Below are 23,239 nucleotides of genomic sequence, written 5' to 3'. Positions count from 1 at the left end.
TTCAGCCTGATGGCGTCGAAAGGAATCGGGGCTGAAGCCCCTCCCACGGCCATGCTAGTGCTTGTCGATCCGCGCAATCGCCAGCAGTCGCTCGACCTCGGCGGTGTGGTGGATGCAGTTGCTGCGGTGCCAGCGGCGGATCACTTCCATCACGCCGGCAACGACCAGGCCGAACAGCGCAATCGCGGTGAAGGCTGACAGGCCGAGCTTGGTCATCCCGGTATAAAACGCGCCGAGCCCGAGGATGCAGGCCTGCTCGTTGAAATTCTGCACCGCGATCGAGCGGCCAGCGCCCATCAGGTTGTGGCCGCGGTGCTGCAGCAGCGCGTTCATCGGCACGACCAGGAAGCCGCCGGCCAGGCCGAGCAGCATCAGGAACGGCACTGCAATCCAGACATCGCGGATCACGTTCAAGCCGATCACCAGGATGCCCATCGCGATGCCGAGCGGAATCACCGAGGTCGCCTTGTCGAGCCGCATCTTCACCGACGCCAGCACCGCGCCGGCAGCGACGCCGATCGAGACAACGCCGGCCAGCGACGAGGCCTGCGTCGTCGTATAGCCGAGTGCGACTGCCGCCCACGGGAAGACGATGATGCGCAGGTTGCCGCCGACGCCCCAGAACATCGTCGTCGTCGCCAGCGAGATCTGGCCGAGCTTGTCCGACCACAGCCGCGCATTGCAGTGCGAGAAGTCGCGCAGCAGCACCAGCGGGCTCGACGTCAGGTGCTGCAGCGGCGCCTCGGTGCGCGGGATGCGCAGATTGAAGATCGCCGCGATGATGTAGACGAAAACCATCGACGCGATCGCCGACTCCGGCGGTGTATCGATCGCGGTATCGATCAGCGGCAGGTCGAAGCTGAGCAGCCACGGCGCGAGCTGCGGGCCGACCAGCTGGCCGCCGAGCAGGATGCCGAGGATGATCGATGCAATCGTCAGGCCCTCGATCCAGCCATTCGCGCGCACCAGCTGCGACGGCGGCAGCAGTTCGGTCAGGATGCCGTATTTGGCCGGCGAATAGGCGGCGGCGCCGAGCCCGACGACCGCATAGGCGAGCAGCGGATGCGCGCCGAACAGCATCATCAGGCAGCCGACCACCTTGATGCTGTTCGAATAGAACATCACCTTGCCTTTCGGCACCGCATCGGCAAAGGCGCCGACAAACGGCGCCAGCACGACGTAGAACAACGCGAACATCGGCGTCAGCGCCGGGATCTGCCAAGCCGGCGCCTGCGATGTCCTGAGCAGTTCGATCGCAGCGACCAGCAGCGCGTTGTCAGCCAGCGAGCTGAAGAACTGCGCCGACATGATGGTGTAGAAACCTTTTTTCATTCGCTGAAACTTGCCTTTCAGGCGGCGCGTGTCGGCTGCGCAGGGTCGCTCTCCGGGTCTTGACGCCCGTCGTCTCCTAGGGCGCGGTTTATAGCACGCAAGTGGGCGCTCGCCCCGCAGCGCGGCGGCTGCGGCAGAATGGGCCGATGCCCCGTCCGATCGAAGCGCTCATCCATATCGACGCGTTGCGCCATAACCTGAAGCGTGCGCGTGCCTGCGTGCCGGAGGCCCGCGTCTGGGCCGTCGTCAAGGCCAATGCCTACGGCCACGGCATCGAGCGCGTCTACCCCGGCCTGCACGGTGCCGACGGTTTTGCATTGCTCGACATCGCCGAGGCCGAGCGGCTGCGCGCGCTCGGCTGGCGCGGGCCGATCCTGCTGCTGGAGGGCTGCTTCGAGCCGCGCGACCTCGAGGCCTGTTCGCGCCTCGGCCTGTGGCATACGGTCCACCACGAAGCGCAGATCGACTGGCTGGCCGCGCACAAGACGCACCACCCGCAGCGGGTTTTCCTGAAGATGAACAGCGGGATGAACCGGCTCGGCTTCAAGCCGGCCGCATTCCGCGCCGCCTGGCAGCGCCTGTCCGGGCTGACGCAGGTCGACGAGATCACGCTGATGACCCATTTTGCCGATGCCGACGGCGGCGCCGGCATTGCCCGTCAGGTCGAGGTTTTTGCCGCCGCGACCGCCGACCTGCCGGGTGAACGCTCGCTGCACAACAGCGCTGCCAGCCTGCGCTTTGGCGCGCCGCCCGAATCGGACTGGATCCGCGCCGGCATCATGTTGTACGGCTCGGCGCCGGATCACCCGCTGCACCGCAGTGCCGACTGGGACCTGCTGCCGACGATGAGCCTGCGCAGCCAGCTGATCGCGACGCAGACACTCGAGCCTGGCGACACCGTCGGCTACGGCAGCACCTTCACCGCGGCCGCGCCGATGCGCATCGGCATCGTCGCCTGCGGATATGCCGACGGTTATCCGCGCGTCGTGCCGAGTGGCACGCCGGTGCTGGTCGACGGCGTGCGCTGCGAATTGACCGGCCGGGTCTCGATGGACATGCTGGCGGTCGATCTGGCGCCGGTGCTGGCGGCCGACGTCGGCTCCGAGGTCACGTTGTGGGGCTGCAGCAGCAGCGGCGCGGTGCTCGGCATCGACGAGATCGCGCAGGCGGCCGGCACGATCGGCTACGAGGTGATGTGCGGGCTGGCGCAGCGGGTGCCGGTGCGCATCGACGATCCTTCATGAAGCGGCTCGCGATCGCCTATGGCGTCGGTGTGCTGCTGCTGGCGCTGCTCGATGCGCTGTGGCTCGGTATCGTCGCCGCCGATTTCTACCAGTCGCGGCTCGCTCATCTGATGGCCGAATCGCCGCGCCTCGATGCGGCGCTCGCTTTCTATCTGATGTACCCGGCCGGCGTGTTGCTGTTTGCGGTCAGACCGGCGCTGGCTGCCGGCGGAGCGGCCCGCGCGGCGTGGCTCGGCGCGGCACTCGGGTTTTTTGCCTATGCAACCTACGACCTGACCAACCTGGCGACGCTGCGCGACTGGCCGTTGCCGATTGTTTTCGTCGACATCGCCTGGGGAAGCGCGATCACTGCAGCGATCGCCTGGGCGACGTGTCGTGCTGCGGCCCGGCTCGGCGACAAGGCGCCTCGCTGATGTCGCCGGCGGCCGAGCAGCGGTTGCGGGCGCTGCTGGCGGCCGAATCGACCGTCAGCGCGGTGCGTGCACAAGGCCCCGGCGGCCAGAATGTCAACAAGGTGTCGAGTGCAATCCACTTGCGCTTCGACATCGGCGCATCGTCGTTGCCCGACGACTGGAAGGAGCGGCTGCGTGCCGTGTCAGACCAGCGCATCAATGCCGACGGCATCGTCGTGATCAAGGCCCAGTCGTCGCGCAGCCGCGAAGCCAATCTGGCCGATGCGCTGCAGCGCCTGTTCGAACTGGTCGCTGCGCATGCCTCGGCGCCGCGGGTGCGCCGCGCGACCCGGCCGACATTCGGCTCGAAACTGCGCCGGCTCGAATCGAAAAGCCAGCGTTCGGCGATCAAGGCCGGCCGCGGCAAGGTGGCCGACTAGGTCTTTGCCGGGCAGGCTGCGGACGGGCGCACAAATCCTCCGGTTCCTTGCCTCCCCACCGATCAAGCGGCCGCCGCGGATCCGGCTCTGCCGGTCCGCTGGCGGCGCCCCCTTGAGGGGGTGCGGCGTGAGCCGCTCCGGGGGTGGTTCCTATAACCCGATTGCGGCGCCGTAGCTCAGCTCGACCACCGGGCTTCTGAGGTCGCCGCGCAGCGACCTGATCTGGCCGACGCCGATCCGCCAGCGCTGGCTGCCGTCGGCCCAGCCGGCGCGCAGCATCGGCTGCACGACCGCGCCGCCGCGGGTATCGATGCCGCCGCCACCGGCCGCCCCGGCAAGCATCTCGGCGCCCAGGTGCAGACCCTGCTGCTGCAACGGCGTTGCCAGCGCCAGCCCGATCAGGCCGGCACCATAGGCGCCGGCACGGCCGCCGGCGGCGAAATGGATGCCGCCGGTCAGTTGCAGGTGTTCATCGAGTGCCGGGCTGAGGCGCCGGCTCAGCCGCATGCCGACGGTCTGCACGGCATCGCTGCTGCCGTTGCGATAGTCCATCTGCGGGAAGTGGCCGAGCGTCGCTGCCCATTCGACGGTGTCGGCGCGCAAGTCGGCTGGCGCGGCAGCCGCGCGGCCGCCAGCAGCGCGGCGATCCAGGTTCAACCCGAGTGCCAGATGCAGGTGGTTGGCGCGGAAGCTGCCGTCCGGCGCCATCGTCCGCCCGGCTTCGACGCCGAGCGCGAGGTCATGTGGCAGGTCCCAATGCAGCGTCGCCGCCAGTTTCAGCAACGGGCCGCCGCCGGTATCGACCGCGCCGCCGCCGCCGAGTCCGGCGGCGGCCCGTATCCCGACAGCCGGCAGTGCCGACGGCCCCGGTCCGGTCTTCAGCGACCACTCCTTGCCGATGCTGCCGAGGATTTCGGCATACCCGTCGGCACCACCTTGCGCCGCGCCGGCGGCTTCGATGCCGACATGGAAGCCATTGCCCAGCAGATGGTCGGCGCGCAAGCCGCCATAACCGTGGTTGCCGCTTTTGCTCCGGTATTGCCCGGCCAGCAGCCAGAAGCGGTCGAAGCCGAAGCCGCTGCGCTGCCCGCTGCCGGCTGACCGGGCCGATCCGGCGCGCTGGTAGCGGAAGATGTCGTCGACGCTGTAGACCAGGCCGATCTGGTTCGACGCAATCGCGCCACGCGGAAAATCGACCCGCGACGCGGTGATGCCGAGCCAGCCGGGACCAACCGGCCAGGACCAGTCGAGGTGCGGCCGCAGCATCAGGCCGGAGCCGACCGGCGCGGCCGCACCGCCGCCGCCGCCGATCGCCAGCCCGGCCTCGATCCGGCTGCCGGCCGGGCCGGCGGTGCGCCACAGCGCTTCGCCGCCGATCACGAACAGTCCGCCGCGTTGTCCCGATGCGGCGCCGAAGACGATCGGGCCGGCAAACCAGCCGTTGCCGACGCCGACCAGCGCCGACGCGCCGACCAGGCCGATCTGTTCACCATCAGGCAGCTTCAATTGCTCGATGCCGATTCGCCAGTTCAGCGGCAGGCTGCGGCCGCCGTCGGTAGCCGGCGCGCTGCCGCCGGTCTGCGCTGCCGCCGGCATCACGAGCAGGCTTCCGAGCAGCAGCATGGCCGCGCGTTGCGTGGCCGGCCGGCGACTGCTGCGGCTGGCTGACGATTGCGGACGGCTTGCTGATCGGACGAAAGGCATCGGAACTCCTGTTGGCGGAAGGCCTGGGCGGCGGCGACCCTAACATGGCGCCGCCCGCCGAGACCGCCGATCGGCCGGCGACAATCGGCCATGGCCAAGGAAAAATCCGTCTATACCTGCAGCGAATGCGGCGGCACCAGCCCGCGCTGGCTTGGCAAGTGCCCGCATTGCCAGGCCTGGAATACGCTGGAGGAGGGCATCGCCGAACCGAGCGGCGGCGCCAAGCACCGTTACCAGTCGCTGGCGCGCAGCCAGCCGGTCGCGACGCTGAGCGAAATCGACGCTGCCGACATCGCACGCACGCCAACCGGCCAGGAAGAACTCGACCGCGTGCTCGGCGGCGGCATCGTCGCCGGCGGCGTCGTGCTGATCGGCGGCGACCCGGGCATCGGCAAGAGCACGCTGCTGCTGCAGGCGGTCGATGCCTTGTCGAAGCAGATGAAGGTCTTGTACGTGACCGGCGAGGAAAGCGCGGCGCAGGTCGCGTTGCGGGCGCGCCGGCTCGGTCTCGACGGCAGCGGCGTGCGCGTGCTGGCCGAGATCAACCTGGAGAAGATCCAGTCGACGATCGCCGCCGAGCAACCGGCGTTCTGCGTCATCGACTCGATCCAGACGCTGTATTCGGAGCAGCTGACGTCGGCGCCGGGATCGGTCGCGCAGGTGCGGGAATGTGCCGCGCAGCTGACGCGCAGCGCGAAGACCGGCGGCGCGACGATGGTGCTGGTCGGCCATGTGACGAAGGACGGCAGCCTGGCCGGGCCGCGCGTGCTCGAGCACATCGTCGATACCGTGCTCTATTTCGAAGGCGACACCCACAGCAGCTTCCGGCTGGTGCGCGCGATCAAGAACCGCTATGGCGCGGTCAACGAGATCGGCGTCTTCGCGATGACCGAGCGTGGGTTGAAAGGCGTCAGCAACCCGAGCGCGATCTTTTTGTCGACCCATGGCGACCCGGTGCCCGGCGCCTGTGTGCTGGTCACGCTCGAAGGCACGCGGCCGATGCTGGTCGAGATCCAGGCGCTGGTCGATTCCGGCGGGCCGAGCCCGCGCCGGCTCAGCGTCGGCCTGGACCGGGATCGGCTGGCGATGATGCTCGCGGTGCTGCACCGCCATGCGGGGATTGCCTGCATGGACCAGGACGTGTTTGTCAATGCCGTCGGCGGCGTTCGCATCAGCGAGCCGGCGGCCGACCTTGCGGTGATGTTGGCGATCCAGAGCTCGCTGCGCGGCAAGCCGCTGCCGCGCGGATTCCTCGCGTTCGGCGAGGTCGGCCTGGCCGGCGAGGTGCGGCCGGCGCCGCGTGGCCAGGAGCGGCTGAAGGAGGCGGCCAAGCTCGGCTTCAGCGTCGCGCTGGTACCGACTGCGAATGCGCCGAAGAAGCCGATCGAAGGCTTGACGATCCATGCGGTCGACCGGATCGAGCAGGCGATTGAACTGATGCGAGGATTGTGAAATGGCTCATGGGTGGATCTGGCTGATCTTCGGCGCGGCGATGGTCGCGTCTTATCTGCGCTTTGGCTGGCAGGGTGCGGTGCTGGTCTTCAGCGCTGGTGTCTTCGTCGTGCTGCTGCAGTTCAGCCGCGCGATGCGGGCGATGCAGGCCGCCGCGCGTGCGCCGGTCGGCAGCGTCGGCAGCGCGGTGATGCTCAATGCACGCTTGCGGCCGGGGATGCGGCTGCCGCAGATCCTGCACCTGACCGGCAGCCTCGGCCAGCGCCAACCCGCTGGCGACGATCCGGCGGTCGACATATTCCGCTGGAGCGACGACAGCGGCTCGTCGGTCGAGGTCGAACTGCGCCACGGCCGCTGCCAGCGCTGGACGCTGGACCGGCCGCAGGCCGAACCAGAGCGCGTCGTGCAGGAACCCTCGGCAGGCGCGAACGAAGCGGATACCGGCCGACCGGGCTGATCGCGGTGCTGATCGGTCGCGTCCGGCTCGCGATCACGCTGCTCGCCGCTGCGTGGCTGGCCGGCTGCACGCTGCCGGCGCCGACGGCCGCACCGGTCAGGCTTCGCATCCTTGCGATCAACGATTTCCATGGACATCTGAAGCCGCCGCCTGACGGGCTGCGCACGCGCGATGCCGCCGATCCGGCCAAAACGATCACGGTGCCGGCCGGCGGCGCCGAACACCTCGCGACGCAGCTCGAGCGCCTGCGCGCCGGGCAGCGCCACCATGTCTTCGTTGCCGCCGGCGACCTGATCGGCGCGTCGCCATTGCTGTCGGCGCTGTTCCACGACGAGCCGACGATCGAGGCGCTGAACCTGATGCGGCTCGACGCGTCGGCGGTCGGCAACCATGAATTCGACAAGGGCGCCGATGAACTGCTGCGGCAGCAGCGCGGCGGTTGCCACCCGATCGATGGCTGCCGCGGGCCCAAACCGTTCACCGGCGCCGAATTTCAATACCTCGCCGCGAGCACGATCGTCAAGTCGACCGGCAAGCCGCTGCTGCCGCCCTATGTCGTCAAGCGCTTCGACGGGATTGCGGTCGCCTTCATCGGGCTGACGCTCGAAGGCACGCCGCGCATCGTCGTTCCGGACGGTGTCGCCGGCCTGAGCTTCCGCGACGAGGCAAAAACCGTCAATGCGCTGGTCCCCGAGCTGCGTGCGCAAGGCATCGAGGCGATCGTCGTGCTGATCCACGAAGGCGGCCTGCCGACCGGCGGCCACAATGAGTGCCCGGGCATCAGCGGGCCGATCGTCGACATCGTCAATCGCCTCGACAAGGCGGTCGATCTCGTGATCAGCGGCCACACCCACCGCGCCTACAACTGCCGCATCGACGGCCGGCTCGTCACCAGCGGCGACAGCTACGGGCGCATCGTCACCGCGATCGATGTGACGCTCGATCCGGCGACGCGTGACATCACGAGTGCGGTGGCCGACAACACCATCGTCCATACCGACCTGCCGAAGGATCCGCGGCTCAGCGCGCTGATCGAGGCCTACGAGCGTCTCGCCGCGCCACTGGCGCAACGCGTCGTCGGCCGCATCGCCGCGCCGCTGTCGCGCGACATCGACGCCGCCGGCGCCAGCACGCTCGGCCAGCTGATCGCCGATGCGCAACTGGCGGCGACGCGCGACGCCGGCGCGCAGATTGCGCTGATGAACCCGGGCGGCATCCGCGCGCCGCTCCCGATACCCGCCGATGGTCTGGTCCGCTACCAGGACCTGTTCCTGGTGCAGCCGTTCTCGAACCCGCTGGTGACGATGACGCTGAGCGGCGAACAGTTGCTGAAGCTGCTCGAATCGCAATGGACGACGCGGCGGTCCCGCGTGCTGCAGGTCTCGCGCGGCCTGGTTTATGCATGGGATGCGGCCAGGCCGCCCGGGCAGCGTATCGTCCGCGACAGCGTGCGCATCGCCGGCGCGCCGCTCGATCCGGCTGCCGCCTACCGTGTCACCGTCAACGGCTATCTGGCCGCCGGCGGCGATGGTTTTCAAGTCCTGAAACAAGGCAGCGACCGCCGCACCGGCATGATGGACGTCGATGCGCTCGAACGCCATCTGCGCGAAAACCCGGGCCTTGCACCGCCGTCGCTGGATCGGATCAGGCGATTGAATTGACAACCCGTTGAAGGAGCAATCGGATGGAATCGATGTTGGCAATCTGGACCCCGCGCCTGCTGAGTGTGCTGCGCATCGTCTCGGCATTCCTGTTTTTGCTGCACGGCACGCAGAAGCTGCTGGGATTCCCGATTCCGCCGCGGGCCGGATTCGAGATGATGTCGCTGTCCGGTGTCGCCGGCGTGCTCGAGTTGTTCGGCGGCGTGCTGCTGCTGATCGGTCTGGCGACCCGTCCGACGGCCTTCGCGCTGTCCGGCCTGATGGCGTTTGCCTATTTCATCGCCCACGCGCCGCGCGGCTTCTGGCCGATCGCCAACGGCGGTGAACTGGCGGCGCTGTACTGTTTTGTCTTCCTGTATCTGGCGGCTGCCGGTGGCGGCGCATGGAGCGTCGATGCCTTGCGCAAGCGCACCGTGTGAGTGGCTTGGTGCGGCTCGCAGGGTCGGGTGCCGCTGGCTGCACCGACCCCTGACGCCGGCCGCTGCCGGGCCGGGGCCTCTAGAATCGAGCATCTCTTACGTTTCAGAGGCAAATCATGTCGATGTCGGACCGCGACGGCAAGATCTGGATGGACGGCCAGCTGGTCGAGTGGCGCGATGCCAAGATCCATGTGCTGACCCATACGCTGCACTACGGCTGTGGCGCATTCGAGGGCGTGCGCGCCTACGACACCGCGCAGGGCACCGCGATCTTCCGGCTGCGCGAACATACCGAGCGGCTGTTCAACAGCGCGAAGATCCTGCGCATGAAGATCCCGTTCAGCCTCGAGCAGGTGATGGACGCGCAGCGCGAGGTGGTTCGCGTCAACAAGCTCGCCAGCTGCTACCTGCGGCCGCTGATCTGGATCGGCGACGAAAAACTCGGTGTCAGCCCGAAGGCCAATACCGTGCACCTGATGGTCGCCGCCTGGCCGTGGGGCGCCTACCTCGGCGAAGACGGCATGAAGCGCGGCATCCGCGTGAAGACCAGCAGCTATACGCGCCATCACGTGAACATCACGATGACGCAGGCCAAGTCGGTCAGCAACTACACCAACTCGATCCTCGCCAACATGGAGGCGCTCGACGATGGTTATGACGAGGCGCTGCTGCTCGACGCCGCCGGCTTCGTCAGCGAGGGTGCGGGCGAGAACATCTTCATCATCAAGAAGGGCGTGGTTTATACGCCGGACCTGTCGGCCGGTGCGCTGAACGGCATCACCCGCGACACCATCCTCGCGATCTGCAACGACCTCGGCCTGAAGCTGGTCGAGAAGCGGATCACCCGCGACGAGGTCTATATCTCCGACGAGGCCTTCTTCACCGGCACCGCCGCCGAAGTGACGCCGATCCGCGAACTTGACCGGGTCACGCTCGGCAGTGGCTCGCGCGGCCCGATCACCGAGAAGATCCAGACGGCGTTCTTCGACATCGTCAACGGCCGCAATTCGAAATACCTCGAGTGGCTCAGCAAGGTCTGAGCAACGACGGCGGGCTGACAAGGCGTGGTGGAGATCTGAGATGACAGCAAATCCGAATCAGCCGGTGGCTCCCGGCTTGCAACAGCCGGCCGCGGTGGTCGAGGTCGGTGCGAAGGACATGGTCGGCCCGGGCGCGGTGTTCTGTCCGAATCCGAAAATGACGCTGTGGAGTGCGCATCCGAAGGTCTTCCTCGATGTCGGCACGACCGGTGAAACCAAGTGCCCGTATTGCGGCACCGTCTACCGCCTGAAGGCCGGCGAACGCATCCATGCACATTGAGGCCGGCCTGCGCGCGCGCGGCAGGTGACCAACAGCCTGCTGATCGCACCGCAGTGGATCGGCGATGCGGTGATGAGCCAGCCGCTGCTGGCGCGGCTCGCCGGCCGTGGAGAACGGCTGACGGTCGCCGCATTGCCGTGGGTCGCGCCGGTCTACCGCGCGATCGACGGCATTGACGAGGTGGTCGAACTGCCGTTTGCCCACCGCCGGCTCGACCTCGCGGCACGCCGCCGGCTGGCTGCCGAGTGGCGCGGCCGCTTCGATATCGCCTATGTGTTGCCGAATTCGCTGAAATCGGCATTGCTGCCCTGGCTGGCGCGGATTCCGCAGCGCATCGGCTACCACGGCGAATCGCGTTATGGCCTGCTGACCAAGCGGCTGCCGAATCCCGACGGACGGCCGCCGATGGTCGCCTTCTACAGCGCACTGGCCGGCCCGCCGTCGGACGCCGAGGCCGCTGCCAGGCCGCAGCTGAGCCTGCCGCGCACGAAGCTAGATACTGTGTCCGCGGCGCAGGGTCTGCGCGTCGGTGAATTTTTCGTTTTTGCACCGGGCGCCGAATACGGCCCGGCCAAATGCTGGCCTGGCGAACACTACGCGAGCCTCGCGGCCACATTGCACCAGCGCCATCGGCAGCCGGTGGTGTTGCTCGGTTCGGCCAAGGAACGTGACGCCTGCGAACGGATTGCCGCTGCGGCCGATGCGGTCTCGCCTGGAGCCTGCAAGGTGGTTTGTGGCACGGTCTCGCTGCTCGATGCGATGGCGCTGGTCGCCGCCGCACGCGGCGTCGCGAGCAACGATTCGGGCCTGATGCACGTTGCCGCCGCATTCGGCATCCCGCAGGTCGCGATGTTCGGCTCGACCAGCCCGGAACATACGCCGCCGCTGAACCCGCGTGCTGCGGTGCTGTGGTTGAAGGACGAACTGCAGCTCGACTGCCAGCCGTGCTTCGACCGTGTCTGCCGATTCGGCCACACGCGCTGCCTGACCGAAATCACGCCGCAGCGTGCAGACGAGGGGCTGCAGCGGATGATGGTTGCGCAAACCGGCCGGGACTGATCCGGCCGGTGCCGTCGTGCGGCGGCTCAGTCCGCCGCTGCCGCCGTCAATCGATGCGGCCGATCTGGCGCACCGCGTCGGTCATCGTCTTCGCGTCGGTATTCCAGTAAGCCTGGAATTCAGGCGCATCGAGGTACTCGATCGGGCTGCCGGCGCGGTTGATCACCTGGGCCACCGCCGGGTCCATCGCGACCTTTTTTGCAGCTGCGCGCAGCTTCTGCACGACCGGCTCCGGCGTCGCCGCAGGAACGAACATCGCCGACCACTGCGCAAACTGCACCGGATGGCCGAGGCTCTTCAGGCTCGGCACATCGGGCAGCGAAGCCAGCGGCTTGTCGCCCCAATGCGCCAGCGCCCGCAGCTTGCCGGCCTTGATGTGCGCGAGCACACTCGCCGGCCCGGTCGACAGGGCATTGACCTGTCCGCCGAGCAGCGCGACGACCGCCGGCCCAGCGCCGGTATACGGGATGTGGACAAGTCGCAGACGGGCGCTGTTCTTCAGCATCTCCATCGGCACGTGCATCGTGCCGTAGTTGCCCGAACTGCCGTAGTTGTATTTGCCGGGGTTCTTGCCGACATCGGCGGCGAATTCGGCGAAGTTCTGCCACGGCGAGTCGGCGCGGACGACGAGCACGGTCGGATCGGCGGTGAAGCGGGCAATCGGCTTGAACTGGTCGAGCGTGAACTGCGGCTTGCGCTCGAGGATGCGGTCGGCTTCGGGCAGGATCGAGATCGACGACAGGCTCATCAGCAGCGTATGGCCGTCGGGGGCGGCGCGGCCGACAACGCCGATGCCGGTGGCGCCGCCGGCGCCTGCGCGGTTCTCGACGACGACGCTTTGCCCGAGCTCCTTGCCGAGCGCCTCGGCGACCGGACGCGCCACGGTATCGGCAACGCCGCCGGGCGGGAATGGCACGACCATCGTGACCGTGCGTTCGGGATAGTCGGCATGAGCCAGGCCGGCAGCGGCCAGCAGCATCGCGCCGAGCAATTTGATGCTTGTTCGCATGGTGGTTCTCCTGCCGTTGCTCATTCGAACCGGTTGACCAGCGTTCCGAGACCGTCGATCTCGATGCGCACGACGTCGCCAGAGGCCAGCCAGCGCGGCGGATTCATCCCCATGCCGACACCGGCCGGCGAACCGGTCGCGATGATGTCACCGGGCAGCAGCGTGATGCCGCGCGACACGGTCTCGATCAGCGTCGGGATGTCGAAGATCAGGTCGGTGGTGCGTGCATCCTGGCGCAGTTCGTCGTTGACCCAGCAGCGCACGCGGGTGTCGCGGCCGTCGAATTCGTCGGCGGTGACGATCCACGGACCCATCGGGCAGAAGGTGTCGAAACTTTTGCCGAGGTCCCACTGGTTGTGGCGGATCTGCACGTCGCGCGCGGTGACGTCGTTGATGATCGTCCAGCCGAAGATGTGGTCCATCGCCTGGGCGCGCGAGATGTTGCGCCCGCCGCGGCCAATCACGATCGTCAGTTCCGCCTCGTAGTCGATCTGCGTCGAGATCGCTTCACCCGGCAACTGCACCGCGTGGTCGGGCCCGGTCACGCTTTCCGGCACCTTCGTGAAGACGATCGGCCACTGGTCGGTGGCTTTCGGGCTGTCCTTGAAGACCGAGTCCTTCAGTTCGGTTGCGTGGGCGTGGTAGTTGCGGCCGACACACCAGAGATTGCGCCGCGGCTGCGGCAATGGCGCCTCGAGTTTGACTGCCGACAGCGGCAATGCAGTGTCCGCAAGGTCGGGCCACGCCTGGCCGGCGGCAGCAGCTTCAACGAGCGGCTGGGCACCGCGGCTTGCCGCTTCGGCGTCGAGCTGGAAAGGTGTGACGGTCGAGCCATCGGCTGCGACCTGGCCGACATGGCGACGGCCCTGATACTGGAAAGTTGCGATGCGCACGGGGATCTCCTTGGTTCGGCAATGGTTCGCCCAAATGATACCATTCACACCCAATCATCTTTCGTGCTGCAATTCCGAACCATGGACACCGCCGACGCCCTGAAGCGTTCGATCCTCGACAAGCTGGCCGAGCAGACCTGGCGCCCGGGCCAGCGGCTGCCGACCGAGCGTGCGCTCGGCGAGCAGTTCGGCATCAGCCGCTCCGCGGTGCGGCGCGTGCTGCAGGAACTGAAGCAGCAGCGGCTGATCACGCAGACGGTCGGCAGCGGTACCTATGTGGCCGAACCGGAGCAGCCTGCGCCGGCCGGCGTCGCCGACGCCGATGCGGTCAGCCCGGCCGAGCTGATGGCAGCGCGGCTGGTGCTCGAGCCGGCAATCATCGAGATGGTGATCGGCAATGCCACTGCGGCCGACTTTGCGCGCATGGACGAATGCAACCGCAATGCCGAGGCGGCGATCACGCTGGAGGACTTCGAGCACTGGGACGGCGCGCTGCACGAGGCGATCGCCGCAGCGGCGCACAACGGCTTCATCAGTGGCGTCTTCAGCATGATGAACCAGGTCCGTTCGCAAGGCGAATGGGGGGTGCTGAAGCGGCGCAGCGCGACGCCGGAGCGCCGGCTCGAATACCAGGACGAGCACCGCGCGCTGGTGGCTGCGCTGAAGCAGCGCGACGCAACCCGCGCGCGGGCGCTGTGCCTGGCGCACTTGCTGCACGTGCGCACCAACATGCTCGGCTACTGATCGGCGGTCAGGCGATCGGCCGGCGTTGCCGACTCGGCACAGACCCTGGTTGACCGCATCAAACCAATTCGATACATTTTCCGGCCCAAGTGTTCGTTTTTCAAAACCAATTGCAGCCAAAGGGCTGCGGGCGGACACACCGACAACCCGGAGACAACTCGATGCTGAACCCCATCACCCGCCGGTTGGCAGTTGCCGCCGCATTTGCCTGCGCTGCTGTCGGCGTGTCTGCCCAGCAGGCCGCCAGCGACTTTCCAAACCGGCCGATCAAGGTCATCGTGCCGTTCTCGGCAGGAGGTGCCGTCGACGGCCCGATGCGCGCAATCGCCGAACAGCTCGGCCGCCGCCTCGGCCAACAGGTGATCGTCGAGAACAAGCCGGGCGCCGGCGCAACGATCGGCAGCGAAAGCGTCGCGAAGGCGCCCGCCGACGGCTATACGCTGCTGCTGGCCTCGCAGACCAACGCGATCAGTGCCACGCTCTACAGCAAGCTCAGCTTCCACCCGATCGACGATTTCGTCGGCATCTCGCTGATTGGCCGCGAGCCCGGCGTGCTGGTCGTGCATCCGAGCTTTTCCGCGACCAGCGTTGCCGAACTGATTGCGCAGGCGAAGGCCAAGCCGAAGGAGATCAATTACGCATCGTCGGGCAACGGCAGCGGTCAGCACCTGTTCACCGCGATGTTTGCGTCGATGGCCGGCATCGAGCTGGTCCACGTGCCGTACCGCGGCAGTGGCCAGGCGACCACCGACCTGCTCGCCGGCGTCGTGCACATGGCGATACCAGGCACGAATGCGATGGCCAAACACGTCAAGTCCGGCAAGCTGCGCGCGCTGGCAACCACGGGCACGACCCGTGCGAAGCAGTTGCCCGACGTGCCGACGCTGGCCGAAAGCGGTTTTCCGAGCTATTCGGCCTATGTCTGGATGGGTCTGCTCGCGCCGAAGGGCACGCCGCAGCCGATCGTCGACAAGCTGCACCGGGAGGTGAAGGCCGTGCTCGCGACGCCCGAAGTCCAGGGCTACCTGAACGACGCGGGCATTGAAATGGTCGGCTCGACGCCGGCCGAAATGAACAGCTATTTCCGTGAAGAGCGCGACCGCTGGGCGCGCATCGTTCGCGAAACCGGTGCCAGGGTCGACTGAGCCCCGGCACTTTACCCACCGCAACCAAGAGAGAATCGATGAGCAACATCACGGCCCAGGAGCACTGGGCCCAGAAAAAGACCGCCGATGGCGACGTGCGCCTGTTCATCTGGCGCAAGTTCGAAGGCAGCCCCGACGGCAAGCCGGCGATCCTGTGGGTGCACGGCTCGTCGATGGCGAGCCAGCCGACCTTTGACCTGACGGTGCCAGGCCGTCCCGACTCGTCGGTGATGGACTGGTTCGCCGAGCGCGGTTTCGACTGCTGGTGCGTCGACATGGAAGGTTACGGCCGCAGCGACAAGCAGCGCGACATCTATTGCGACATCGCGAATGGCGCCGACGACCTGAAAGCCGCGACCGACCACATCGCATCGATCGGCGGCCCGGTGCAGTTCCTGACCTACGGCATCAGCTCCGGCGCGCTGCGCGCCGCGCTGTTTGCACAGCGCCATCCGGAGCGCGTCTCGCGGCTCGCGCTCGACGCCTTCGTCTGGACCGGCGAGGGCGCGCCGACGCTGGCGCAGCGGCGCAAGAAGCTGCCGCAGTTCATCGAGCACAAGCGGCGGCCGATCGACCGTGACTTCGTGCGCTCGATCTTCGCCCGCGACCATGCCGATTGCGCCGAGCCGGCGGTCGTCGAGGCCTTTGCCGACGCCATCCTCGCGCTCGACGACAGCATGCCGAACGGCACCTACATCGACATGTGCAGCAAGCTGCCGGTCGTCGATCCGGAGCAGATCACGGTGCCGACGGTGCTGCTGCGCGGCCAGTTCGACGGCATCGCCGCGATGGACGACCTGATCGAGTTCTTCAAGCGCCTGCCGTCACCGGACAAGCAGTTCACCGTGATGAACGGCATCAGCCACGCGAGTTTCCAGCAGAAGAACTATCGGATGGTCTACCAGATCCTGCACGCGTATTTCACGCAGCCGGCACCGGCCTATACCTCGTCAGCCGCGCATTGATGGTGCGCGCGGTGCCTGGCGCGGCGGCGCCGGCATCACTGCGCCAGTCGTGAGACGATGGCGCATGACAACGACCTCCGTGCAGCACCGCTGCGCAGCGCATGGCTGATCTGCACCTCGTGCTGCAGCTGCTGGTGCTGCTCGGCGTCGCCAACCTCGCGCCGATCCTCGTCAAGCGGCTGATCGGGCAACGCCTGGCAGCGCCACTCGACGGCGGGCTTGCTTTTTTCGACGGCCGGCCGTTGCTCGGCCCGTCAAAAACCATCCGCGGTGTGTTGGCCGCTGTCGTCGCGACGACCATCGTGGGCATGTTGATGGGCTTTCCGGCCCTGCTTGCCGCTCAATTCGGCGCGTTGTCGATGGCCGGTGATGCGCTGGCGAGTTTTGTCAAACGTCGGCTCGGCATTGCGCCGAGCGGGCGGGCCCCAGGCCTCGATCAACTCGTCGAGGCCGCGCTGCCGCTGCTGGTGCTGCGCAACGCGCTCGGGCTGAGCTGGCCGCAACTGGTCACGATCACGCTGGTCTTTTTCGTGCTGCACGTGCCACTGTCCAAATTGCTGGCCCGGCTGCGGCTGCGCGATCGCCCGCACTGAACGGTCAGATCAGGCGCGGCGAAGCCGGTGCAGCGTGATCTCGGCCGGGCAGTTCAGCCGCACGTCGACGATCGAGGCGCCGCAGCCGACCGAGGTGTAGCCGGCCATCTCCTCATAGCGCCAGGCGCCGCGCGCAAACGCACGTGGTGCGTCGCAGTCGGTCAGGATCGGAATGCCGCCGGGCAGGCAGATCTGGCCGCCATGGGTATGGCCGCTCAACATCAGGCAGAAGCCGGCGTGCGCCGCATGGCGGAACGGCTCCGGCGTGTGCGACAGCAGGATCGCGCATTCGTCGAGATCGAGGCCGGCAGCCGCCTTCTGGAAGCTGTGGGTGCGGAAATAATGCGCGTCGTCGATGCCGACCAGGTTGAATGCCTGGCCATCACGCTCGATGCGCGCCGATTCGTTGAGCAGCACCGTCATGTCCATCGCCTCGATGCCGGGCACCATCCGGATCGTGTCGTGGTTGCCGAGCACCGCGTAGACCGAGGCGCCGAGGTGCGGGCGCAGGCGCGCCAGCGCATCGAGCGCCGGCTGGTAGGGGCCGAAGGTCTGGAAGCGGTAGTCGCCGGTCAGCACGCAGGCATCGAACTGCACGCCGCTGACGACCTCGATCAGCCTGTCGCGGTGCGCCGCACTCATGTCGAGGTGCAGGTCGCTCAGTTGCAGCAGCGTATAGCCGTCGAGAGCTGATGGAAGTTTACGCAGCCGCACCGTGTTGTGCCGCACCCTGATGTCGAGCACATTGCGCTGGCCGCGACCGCGCAGACCGGTCACGGTCAGGCTGCCGCGGATCAGGCCATGAATCGAATACCAGTTTTCGAGGTGGAAAAAGTGCGTGCGCCGCCGCACGACCCGGGCCTCGTGTTCGCCTTCGAGGCCGAGCCGCTGGCGCAGGTGCAGTCGCCCGATGCGCGGCTCCAGCATCGCGAGCTGCTCTTGTTCGTCGGCGCTGCAGTCGGTCAGTTTCATTGCGACCCCGGCTTCTGATCGTCGGCTGGACGCTGAACCGCATCTGCCGGCTCGTCGACACGCGGCTCGCCGTTCGGCAAGACCTGGTGGCATTGCGGAAAGATGCGTGCGGTGCAGTGGCGGCAGATCTCCGGATCGAGCCGCGGATACAACACGGCGATCGAATCGGTGCCATGCGGCAGGATGTTGTGTTCGCCGATCACGCGCAGATAGCCACCGCGTTCGAGCATCTCGTGGACGGCATCCTTCATGAACCAGAAGTACAGGCCACCGCCCGCCTTCTGCCGCCGCGCCGCCTCGCGGCTCAGCAGTTCGGCGCCGGAGATGTCGACGACGTTGATGCCGCTGGCGGCAATCAGCAGGTGTTTCTGTTCCGGCCGCTCGAGGTCGACGCGGTGGAAGGCATCCTCGACATGTTCGGACGCGCCGAAGAAGATCGAGCCGTTGATGCGCAGCATCTTCAGCTGCGGGCAGTCGGGCAGCCCGGTATCGGCGTCGAAGTGGTAGTGGCCGCCGCGGAATTCCGGCTTGACGTCGCGGATGCCGGGCTGCGCGGCCTGCTTCAGGAACAGCAGCAGCGACAGCAGCACGCCGGCGTAGATCGCGGTCTGCAGGCCGAGGAACAGCGCGGCAAACAAGGTCACCAGCATCACTGCCGATTCGGTGCGGCTGGTGGCGAGGATGGACCTCATCCGCTTGATGTCGATCAGGCCCCAGGCGATCAGGAACAGGATCGCGGCCACCGTCGCCAGCGGCAGGTAGGCGGCCAGCGGTGCAACCAGCAGCACGATCGCAACCAGCAGCAGCGACGAGAACACCGCCGCCAGCGGCGTCTTCGCGCCGGCCTCGAGATTGGCCGCGCTGCGGTTGAACGATCCGGCCGACGTGAACGACGAGAAGAAGCTGCCGGCCAGGTTCGATATCCCCTGGCCGATGAATTCCTGATTCGCGTCGATGCGCTGGCCGGTGCGGATGCCGAGCGTGCGGCCGACGCTGACACCCAGCGTCAGGCTGAGGATGGTCGTCGCCAGTGCCGTCGGTGCCACCTTGCCGAGCGTATCGATCGACAGGTCGGGCATCGTGATCGGCGGCAACTGCGCCGGCAGCGCACCGACCGTGCGGATGCCGGTCACCTCGGCGCCGAACAGCGCGTCGAGCGCCACCGCCGCAAGGCTGCCGGCGACCGTCGCGGTGATCATGAACGGGATCTGCTTCAGATAACGCCTGGCCAGCAGCCCGGAGACGATCGTGAAGATGCCGACGCCGGTGATCCACGGGTTGATGTCGCCGAGATTCGACAGCGTCTGGCGCAGCGTCTGCAGGAACGACGCGTCGGACGCCATCGGGATGCCGAGAAAACTTTTCAGCTGCTGCGCCGCGATCAGGATCGCCGCGCCGGCGCTGAAGCCGACGATCACCGTGTGCGAGATGAAATTGACCAGCGTGCCGAGTCGCGCCAGCCCCATCGTGAACTGGATCAGGCCGGTCAGGAAGGTGACGGTCAGCACCAGGCCGATGAATTCGCTGCTGCCCGGCGCGGCGAGGTGGCCAAGGCTGGCGAACAGCAGGATCGCGATCGCATTGGTCGGGCCGCAGATCATCTGCCAGCTCGAGCCGAACAGCGCCGCCAGCGCCGGCGGCAGCATCGCGGCATACAGCCCGTATTGCGGCGGCAGGCCGGCGAGGATCGCGAACGCGACCCCCTGCGGCAGCCCGAGGATGCAGCCGGTGGCGCCAGCCAGCAGGTCGTCTTTCAGCGTCGACCGATTCACCATCGGCCACCAGCGCATGAATGGAAAAATGCGATGGAGGACCTGCGAGCGCGTGATCGGGGGGCTCATTGCAGTGTGTTTCCGGCGTCGGAAGGGCCTGCGTAGCGTAACCCGCCACGGCCGTGAGCCGGAACTGCTGCGCAGGCAGGCCCGTTGCTGCGCTTTTCAGGTGCCGAGTTTGCCGACGTAAAGCACCGGCCCGGTCGGTGCGCCGGTCGGCGATCCGCCCGGCGGCTCGAGGCTGACGGCGAGCGCTGCCGTGCCGTCGAGCAGGCGCTCGCGGCGGACCACGGTCGCCGCCTTTGCATTGATCAGGCCGAGCGAGCGCGGCGCGCCTTCCGGCGGCACCGCCCACAGTTCGAGTGCGCGGTCGGCCTGCAGCGCGACGTCGGTCAACGGCCTCGTCACCACCGCGCGGCCATCACCGCTGATGCTGGCGACAAAACTTGCCGGGACGACCGCGCCGTCGGCCGCCGGCGCGCCGGTCGCATTCAGCACGACGATGATCGGTGGCTCGACGCTGCCCGGTTGCGCCAGCAACAGCATCGCGCTGAGCGCGGCGACGCTGGCGAAGGCCGTCATGCCGCGCCAGAACGCAAGCCGCTGCCACCAGCCGGAGCGCCGCGCCGGCGCGGCGCGCTCCGTGCTGAAGCCGAGCCGGCTCTCGATGCCATGCCATACCGCTGGCGGCGGGTCGCGCGGCTCGATCGACGCGGTCAGCGGCGCCAGCCGGTCCTGCCACGCATGCACCGCCTCGCGCAGCGCCGGGTGCGCTGGCAGCAGGCGTTCGAGGCGGCGCCGCGCTGCGCCGCGCAACGTGCCCGACACATAGTCGGCGGCGAGGCGGTCGGCGAGGTCGGGGCGGCTGTAGTCCATCGCTCAGTCCTCGCGTCCGAAACCGGCATCGTCGAGACAGGGTTTCAGCGCCTGCAGGCCGCGGCGTACCCAGCTTTTCACGGTGCCGAGCGGCTGCGCCATCCGCGCGGCGATCTCGCCGTGGCTCAAGCCGTCGAAATAGGCCAGCGCGAGGCTCTGCCGCTGCGGCGCGGCGAGCCCTTCCAGGCAGCGCTCGAGGCCACGCGCGAGCGCCGATCGATTCAGCAAATCGAGCGGTCCCGGGGAGTCGTCGGCCGTGGTCTCGTACACATCGTGTTCCTCGTCGTCTGGCCCGCGGTGGCTGCTGTGCAGCTGCGGTTGGGTCTGGGTGCGGCGCAGGCTGTCGATCGCCCGGTTGCGGGCGATGCTGGTCAGCCAGGTCATCGGCTGGCTTTGCGCCGAATCGAAGCCCGCAGCGGCGCGCCAGACGTTGACGAATACCTCTTGCAAGATGTCCTCGGCCTGGGCCTTGTCCCGGTTGATACGCAGGATCACCGCAAACAGATGCGCACTGCTGCGCTGGTACAGCGTCGCGAAGGCGGCGCGGTCGCCGAGGCCGGCTCGTGCCAGCAGCTGTGCAAGCTCTTCGCTGCGGGTGGACCATTCGGTGCGAGGGCTAGCCATCGGCCGGATTCTAGGGTCGGCGGCCTCCGTACAATCGGCGCACGATGCCGATGCCGCCTGCTCCTCCCACTACCGGCGGATCCGCCGGCCCGACGCGATGACTGCCACGACCAAGCCATCGGTCGCCCATCTGGCGTCGCCCGACGAGATGGAGCAGCAGTTCTACGACGCGCTGCGACATGGCGACATCGAGCGGCTGATGTCGATCTGGGCCGACGAGGAAGAGATCAGCTGCGTCCATCCGGGCGGCCCGCGGCTGGTCGGCGCATTGGCGATCCGCGCCAGCTTCGACGGCATGTTCGCGAACGGCGTGATCGACGTCCAGCCGCAGCAGGTGCGCCGCGTGCGCACCCACTCGACCGCGGTGCACAGCGTCGTCGAGGCGGTCCGCGTTGCCGGCAGTGACGGGCCGCAGACCGCCTGGGTGCTGGCAACCAATGTCTATATCAAGACCGGCCTCGGCTGGCGGATGGTGGCCCACCATGCGAGCCCCGGTTCCGCGCGCGACGTTGCCGATGCAGGGGTCGCGTCGGTGCTGCACTGATCGCAGGGATGGAGGCATTCCAGGCGCCGCGTTGGTTGGCCGGATCGGGCAGCTGGGGCGGCAATCTGCAGACCGTCTGGCCGGCACTGTTCTCGCGCCGCCACATCGGCAGGCCGGCGGCATTCCAGCGCGAGCGCTGGACCAGCCCGGATGGCGACTTCATCGATGTCGACTGGCAGCGCCAGCCTGCGGCCGCGCCTGCCGGCGAGCATTGCCTGCTGGTGCTGTTTCACGGCCTCGAAGGCTCGTCGGCAAGCCCCTATGCGCAGGCCTTTGCCGCGCATGCCGCGCATTGTGGCTGGGATTTTGTCGTGCCGCATTTCCGCGGCTGCTCCGGCGAACTGAACCACGCGCCGCGCGCCTACCACTCGGGCGACTACGAGGAAATCGGCTGGATCCTCGACCGCCTGCGGCGGGCCCATCCCGCCAGCCGCGGACCGATGCGCGCGGTTGGTGTCTCGCTCGGCGGCAATGCGCTGCTGCGCTGGGCCGAGGAGGCTGGCCAGTCGGCCGCAGCCACCGTGCAGGCGGTTGCCGCGGTCTCGTCGCCGGTCGACCTCGCAGCCGGCGGTCATGCGATCGGCCGCGGATTCAACCGGCAGGTCTATACGCGGATGTTTCTGCGCAGCATGGTGCCGAAGGCGCTTGCGAAACTGGCCCAGCATCCGGGGTTGTTCGACCGCGAGCGGCTGCTCGCGGCGCGCGACCTGTACCAGTTCGACGATGTCTTCACCGCGCCGCTGCACGGCTTTCGCGGCGTCGACGACTACTGGTCGCGCGGCTCGTCGAAGCCGCATCTGCGCGACATCCGGATACCGGCACTGCTGCTGAATGCGCTGAACGATCCCTTCGTGCCGGCGCGGTCATTGCCGCGCGCCGATGAAGTCGGCGATCATGTCCGCCTGTGGCAGCCTGCCGAAGGCGGCCATGTCGGTTTTCCGGCCGGCCCGCCGCCCGGCCATCTGCTGACGATGCCGCAGCAGGTGATGGCCTGGCTGGCCGCGCCCGATCTGGGCTGATTCGCTGTCGACCGCGGCTGTTCGCGTCGTGCACAGGAGTTTGCAGATGGACGATATCGTCAAGGCCGCGTTGCAGAAATGGCCGAATGTTCCGCATTGCCGAGGCTGGCTCGCGCTTGATGCGCGCGGCGACTGGTATCTGCGCGACGACCAGGTACAAGCGGCCGGTCCGTTTCCGCAGGCCAAGGGCAGCCGGATCGAACACGCCAAGCTGCGCGAGTTCATCGAGCGCAACTACGCGGCCGATGACGACGGCGCTTGGTTTTTCCAGAACGGCCCGCAACGGGTTTATGTCGAACTCGAGGCTGCTCCGTTTGTCTGGCGGCTGGCCGCGGCGCCGGATGGCGCGGTGTCGATCACCAGCCATACCGGCAGTCAGGCCCGCTACCGCGAAGCGCTGCTCGACGAAAATGGCCGGCTGTTTCTTGTCACCGACCTCGGCTGCGGACTGGTGCACAGCCTCGACATGAACCTCGCCGCCGAGCAGATCGAGGCCGGGCGCTGGAAAACGGCCGATGTCGTGGCCGCGCAGCTGCCGCGGCAGCAAGGCTTCGTCGTCAGCCCGCTTGCCGCCGCACCGCGCGGCTGAAGCAGGCAAAAAAA

25 protein-coding genes are annotated in these 23,239 nt (G+C 67.8%); 17 read left to right on the top strand and 8 right to left on the bottom strand.

What is annotated here, in order from left to right:
• Window positions 1-54: 54 nt before the first annotated feature.
• Window positions 55-1,332, bottom strand: coding sequence for a lysophospholipid transporter LplT (gene lplT, locus ACNH6H_RS10595; RefSeq protein ID WP_418317498.1), 1,278 nt, complete (start codon window positions 1,330-1,332; stop codon window positions 55-57).
• Between the two features lie 146 nt (window positions 1,333-1,478).
• On the opposite strand from lplT, the gene alr reads away from it, so the two are divergent.
• Genes alr through arfB form a run of 3 tightly spaced genes read left to right on the top strand, consistent with a single transcriptional unit; the run spans window position 1,479 to window position 3,408 of the window.
• The gene (gene alr / locus ACNH6H_RS10590) at window positions 1,479-2,576 is read left to right on the top strand and encodes an alanine racemase (RefSeq protein WP_418317497.1); all 1,098 of its coding nucleotides are present in this window, start codon (window positions 1,479-1,481) and stop codon (window positions 2,574-2,576) included.
• Window positions 2,573-2,989, top strand: coding sequence for a DUF2177 family protein (locus ACNH6H_RS10585; protein WP_418317496.1), 417 nt, complete (start codon window positions 2,573-2,575; stop codon window positions 2,987-2,989). The genes alr and ACNH6H_RS10585 overlap by 4 nt, the downstream gene beginning before the upstream one ends.
• A complete protein-coding gene (gene arfB, locus ACNH6H_RS10580) occupies window positions 2,989-3,408 on the top strand; it encodes an alternative ribosome rescue aminoacyl-tRNA hydrolase ArfB (protein ID WP_418317495.1) in 420 nt (139 codons plus the stop codon). The genes ACNH6H_RS10585 and arfB overlap by 1 nt, the downstream gene beginning before the upstream one ends.
• A 150-nt stretch (window positions 3,409-3,558) precedes the next feature.
• On the opposite strand, the gene ACNH6H_RS10575 is transcribed toward arfB, so the two are convergent.
• Window positions 3,559-5,031, bottom strand: a complete 1,473-nt coding sequence (locus ACNH6H_RS10575; RefSeq protein WP_418317494.1) for a hypothetical protein — start codon at window positions 5,029-5,031, stop codon at window positions 3,559-3,561.
• A gap of 171 nt (window positions 5,032-5,202) precedes the next feature.
• On the opposite strand from ACNH6H_RS10575, the gene radA reads away from it, so the two are divergent.
• The 7 genes from radA to waaF all read left to right on the top strand — a co-directional run bounded on the left by radA (window position 5,203) and on the right by waaF (window position 11,480).
• Window positions 5,203-6,564: a DNA repair protein RadA gene (gene radA, locus ACNH6H_RS10570; RefSeq protein WP_418317493.1), complete on the top strand. Its 1,362-nt coding sequence runs from the start codon at window positions 5,203-5,205 to the stop codon at window positions 6,562-6,564.
• Between the two features lies 1 nt (window position 6,565).
• Window positions 6,566-7,021, top strand: a complete 456-nt coding sequence (locus ACNH6H_RS10565) for a hypothetical protein (RefSeq protein WP_418317492.1) — start codon at window positions 6,566-6,568, stop codon at window positions 7,019-7,021.
• Window positions 7,022-7,026: 5 nt separating this feature from the next.
• Window positions 7,027-8,682, top strand: coding sequence for a bifunctional metallophosphatase/5'-nucleotidase (locus ACNH6H_RS10560; RefSeq protein ID WP_418317491.1), 1,656 nt, complete (start codon window positions 7,027-7,029; stop codon window positions 8,680-8,682).
• Window positions 8,683-8,705: 23 nt separating this feature from the next.
• Complete coding sequence (locus ACNH6H_RS10555; RefSeq protein ID WP_418317489.1) at window positions 8,706-9,101, top strand: DoxX family protein; 396 nt, start codon at window positions 8,706-8,708, stop codon at window positions 9,099-9,101.
• Window positions 9,102-9,217: 116 nt separating this feature from the next.
• Complete coding sequence (locus tag ACNH6H_RS10550) at window positions 9,218-10,141, top strand: branched-chain amino acid transaminase (protein ID WP_418317487.1); 924 nt, start codon at window positions 9,218-9,220, stop codon at window positions 10,139-10,141.
• A 40-nt stretch (window positions 10,142-10,181) separates the two neighbouring features.
• Window positions 10,182-10,421, top strand: coding sequence for a zinc-finger domain-containing protein (locus ACNH6H_RS10545; RefSeq protein WP_418317486.1), 240 nt, complete (start codon window positions 10,182-10,184; stop codon window positions 10,419-10,421).
• Between the two features lie 24 nt (window positions 10,422-10,445).
• A complete protein-coding gene (gene waaF / locus ACNH6H_RS10540) occupies window positions 10,446-11,480 on the top strand; it encodes a lipopolysaccharide heptosyltransferase II (RefSeq protein ID WP_418317484.1) in 1,035 nt (344 codons plus the stop codon).
• A gap of 46 nt (window positions 11,481-11,526) precedes the next feature.
• On the opposite strand, the gene ACNH6H_RS10535 is transcribed toward waaF, so the two are convergent.
• Together ACNH6H_RS10535 and ACNH6H_RS10530 are read right to left on the bottom strand one after the other, a co-directional pair.
• Window positions 11,527-12,489: a tripartite tricarboxylate transporter substrate binding protein gene (locus tag ACNH6H_RS10535; protein WP_418317482.1), complete on the bottom strand. Its 963-nt coding sequence runs from the start codon at window positions 12,487-12,489 to the stop codon at window positions 11,527-11,529.
• A gap of 20 nt (window positions 12,490-12,509) precedes the next feature.
• Entirely contained in the window at window positions 12,510-13,382 is an 873-nt protein-coding gene (locus ACNH6H_RS10530) for a fumarylacetoacetate hydrolase family protein (protein WP_418317481.1), read from the bottom strand.
• An 81-nt stretch (window positions 13,383-13,463) separates the two neighbouring features.
• Between ACNH6H_RS10530 and ACNH6H_RS10525 the strand changes: the two genes are divergently transcribed.
• The 4 genes from ACNH6H_RS10525 (at window position 13,464) to ACNH6H_RS10510 (ending at window position 16,829) form a co-directional block, all read left to right on the top strand.
• The gene (locus ACNH6H_RS10525) at window positions 13,464-14,126 is read left to right on the top strand and encodes a FadR/GntR family transcriptional regulator (protein WP_418317480.1); all 663 of its coding nucleotides are present in this window, start codon (window positions 13,464-13,466) and stop codon (window positions 14,124-14,126) included.
• Between the two features lie 161 nt (window positions 14,127-14,287).
• Window positions 14,288-15,271, top strand: coding sequence for a tripartite tricarboxylate transporter substrate binding protein (locus tag ACNH6H_RS10520; RefSeq protein WP_418317478.1), 984 nt, complete (start codon window positions 14,288-14,290; stop codon window positions 15,269-15,271).
• 38 nt (window positions 15,272-15,309) lie between these two features.
• Window positions 15,310-16,236: an alpha/beta hydrolase gene (locus tag ACNH6H_RS10515; protein WP_418317477.1), complete on the top strand. Its 927-nt coding sequence runs from the start codon at window positions 15,310-15,312 to the stop codon at window positions 16,234-16,236.
• Window positions 16,237-16,337: 101 nt separating this feature from the next.
• Entirely contained in the window at window positions 16,338-16,829 is a 492-nt protein-coding gene (locus tag ACNH6H_RS10510) for a CDP-archaeol synthase (RefSeq protein ID WP_418317475.1), read from the top strand.
• Window positions 16,830-16,838: 9 nt separating this feature from the next.
• On the opposite strand, the gene ACNH6H_RS10505 is transcribed toward ACNH6H_RS10510, so the two are convergent.
• The 4 genes from ACNH6H_RS10505 to ACNH6H_RS10490 form a co-directional block, all read right to left on the bottom strand.
• Window positions 16,839-17,801: a metallophosphoesterase gene (locus ACNH6H_RS10505; protein WP_418317473.1), complete on the bottom strand. Its 963-nt coding sequence runs from the start codon at window positions 17,799-17,801 to the stop codon at window positions 16,839-16,841.
• Entirely contained in the window at window positions 17,798-19,642 is a 1,845-nt protein-coding gene (locus ACNH6H_RS10500; RefSeq protein ID WP_418317471.1) for a SulP family inorganic anion transporter, read from the bottom strand. The genes ACNH6H_RS10505 and ACNH6H_RS10500 overlap by 4 nt, the downstream gene beginning before the upstream one ends.
• 96 nt (window positions 19,643-19,738) lie before the next feature.
• On the bottom strand, window positions 19,739-20,449 hold the full coding sequence (locus tag ACNH6H_RS10495) for an anti-sigma factor (protein WP_418317469.1): 711 nt from the start codon (window positions 20,447-20,449) through the stop codon (window positions 19,739-19,741).
• Between the two features lie 3 nt (window positions 20,450-20,452).
• On the bottom strand, window positions 20,453-21,073 hold the full coding sequence (locus tag ACNH6H_RS10490; protein WP_418317468.1) for an RNA polymerase sigma factor: 621 nt from the start codon (window positions 21,071-21,073) through the stop codon (window positions 20,453-20,455).
• Window positions 21,074-21,170: 97 nt separating this feature from the next.
• Here ACNH6H_RS10490 and ACNH6H_RS10485 point away from each other — a divergent pair, with 97 nt between their 5' ends.
• From ACNH6H_RS10485 to ACNH6H_RS10475, 3 genes are read left to right on the top strand one after another with little or no spacing between them, the layout of a single operon-like run.
• On the top strand, window positions 21,171-21,617 hold the full coding sequence (locus ACNH6H_RS10485; RefSeq protein ID WP_418317466.1) for a YybH family protein: 447 nt from the start codon (window positions 21,171-21,173) through the stop codon (window positions 21,615-21,617).
• Window positions 21,618-21,625: 8 nt separating this feature from the next.
• A complete protein-coding gene (locus ACNH6H_RS10480; protein ID WP_418317464.1) occupies window positions 21,626-22,636 on the top strand; it encodes a YheT family hydrolase in 1,011 nt (336 codons plus the stop codon).
• 46 nt (window positions 22,637-22,682) lie between these two features.
• Window positions 22,683-23,225: a DUF2946 family protein gene (locus ACNH6H_RS10475; RefSeq protein WP_418317463.1), complete on the top strand. Its 543-nt coding sequence runs from the start codon at window positions 22,683-22,685 to the stop codon at window positions 23,223-23,225.
• The last annotated feature ends 14 nt before the right edge of the window (window positions 23,226-23,239 follow it).

The organism is Pseudideonella sakaiensis, from assembly GCF_048320135.1.
GTDB classification, from domain to species: Bacteria; Pseudomonadota; Gammaproteobacteria; order Burkholderiales; family Burkholderiaceae_C; genus Ideonella_A; species Ideonella_A sakaiensis_A.
The sequence above is the reverse complement of the archived record's forward strand: the minus strand, read 5'-3'. Positions and strand labels throughout refer to the sequence as shown.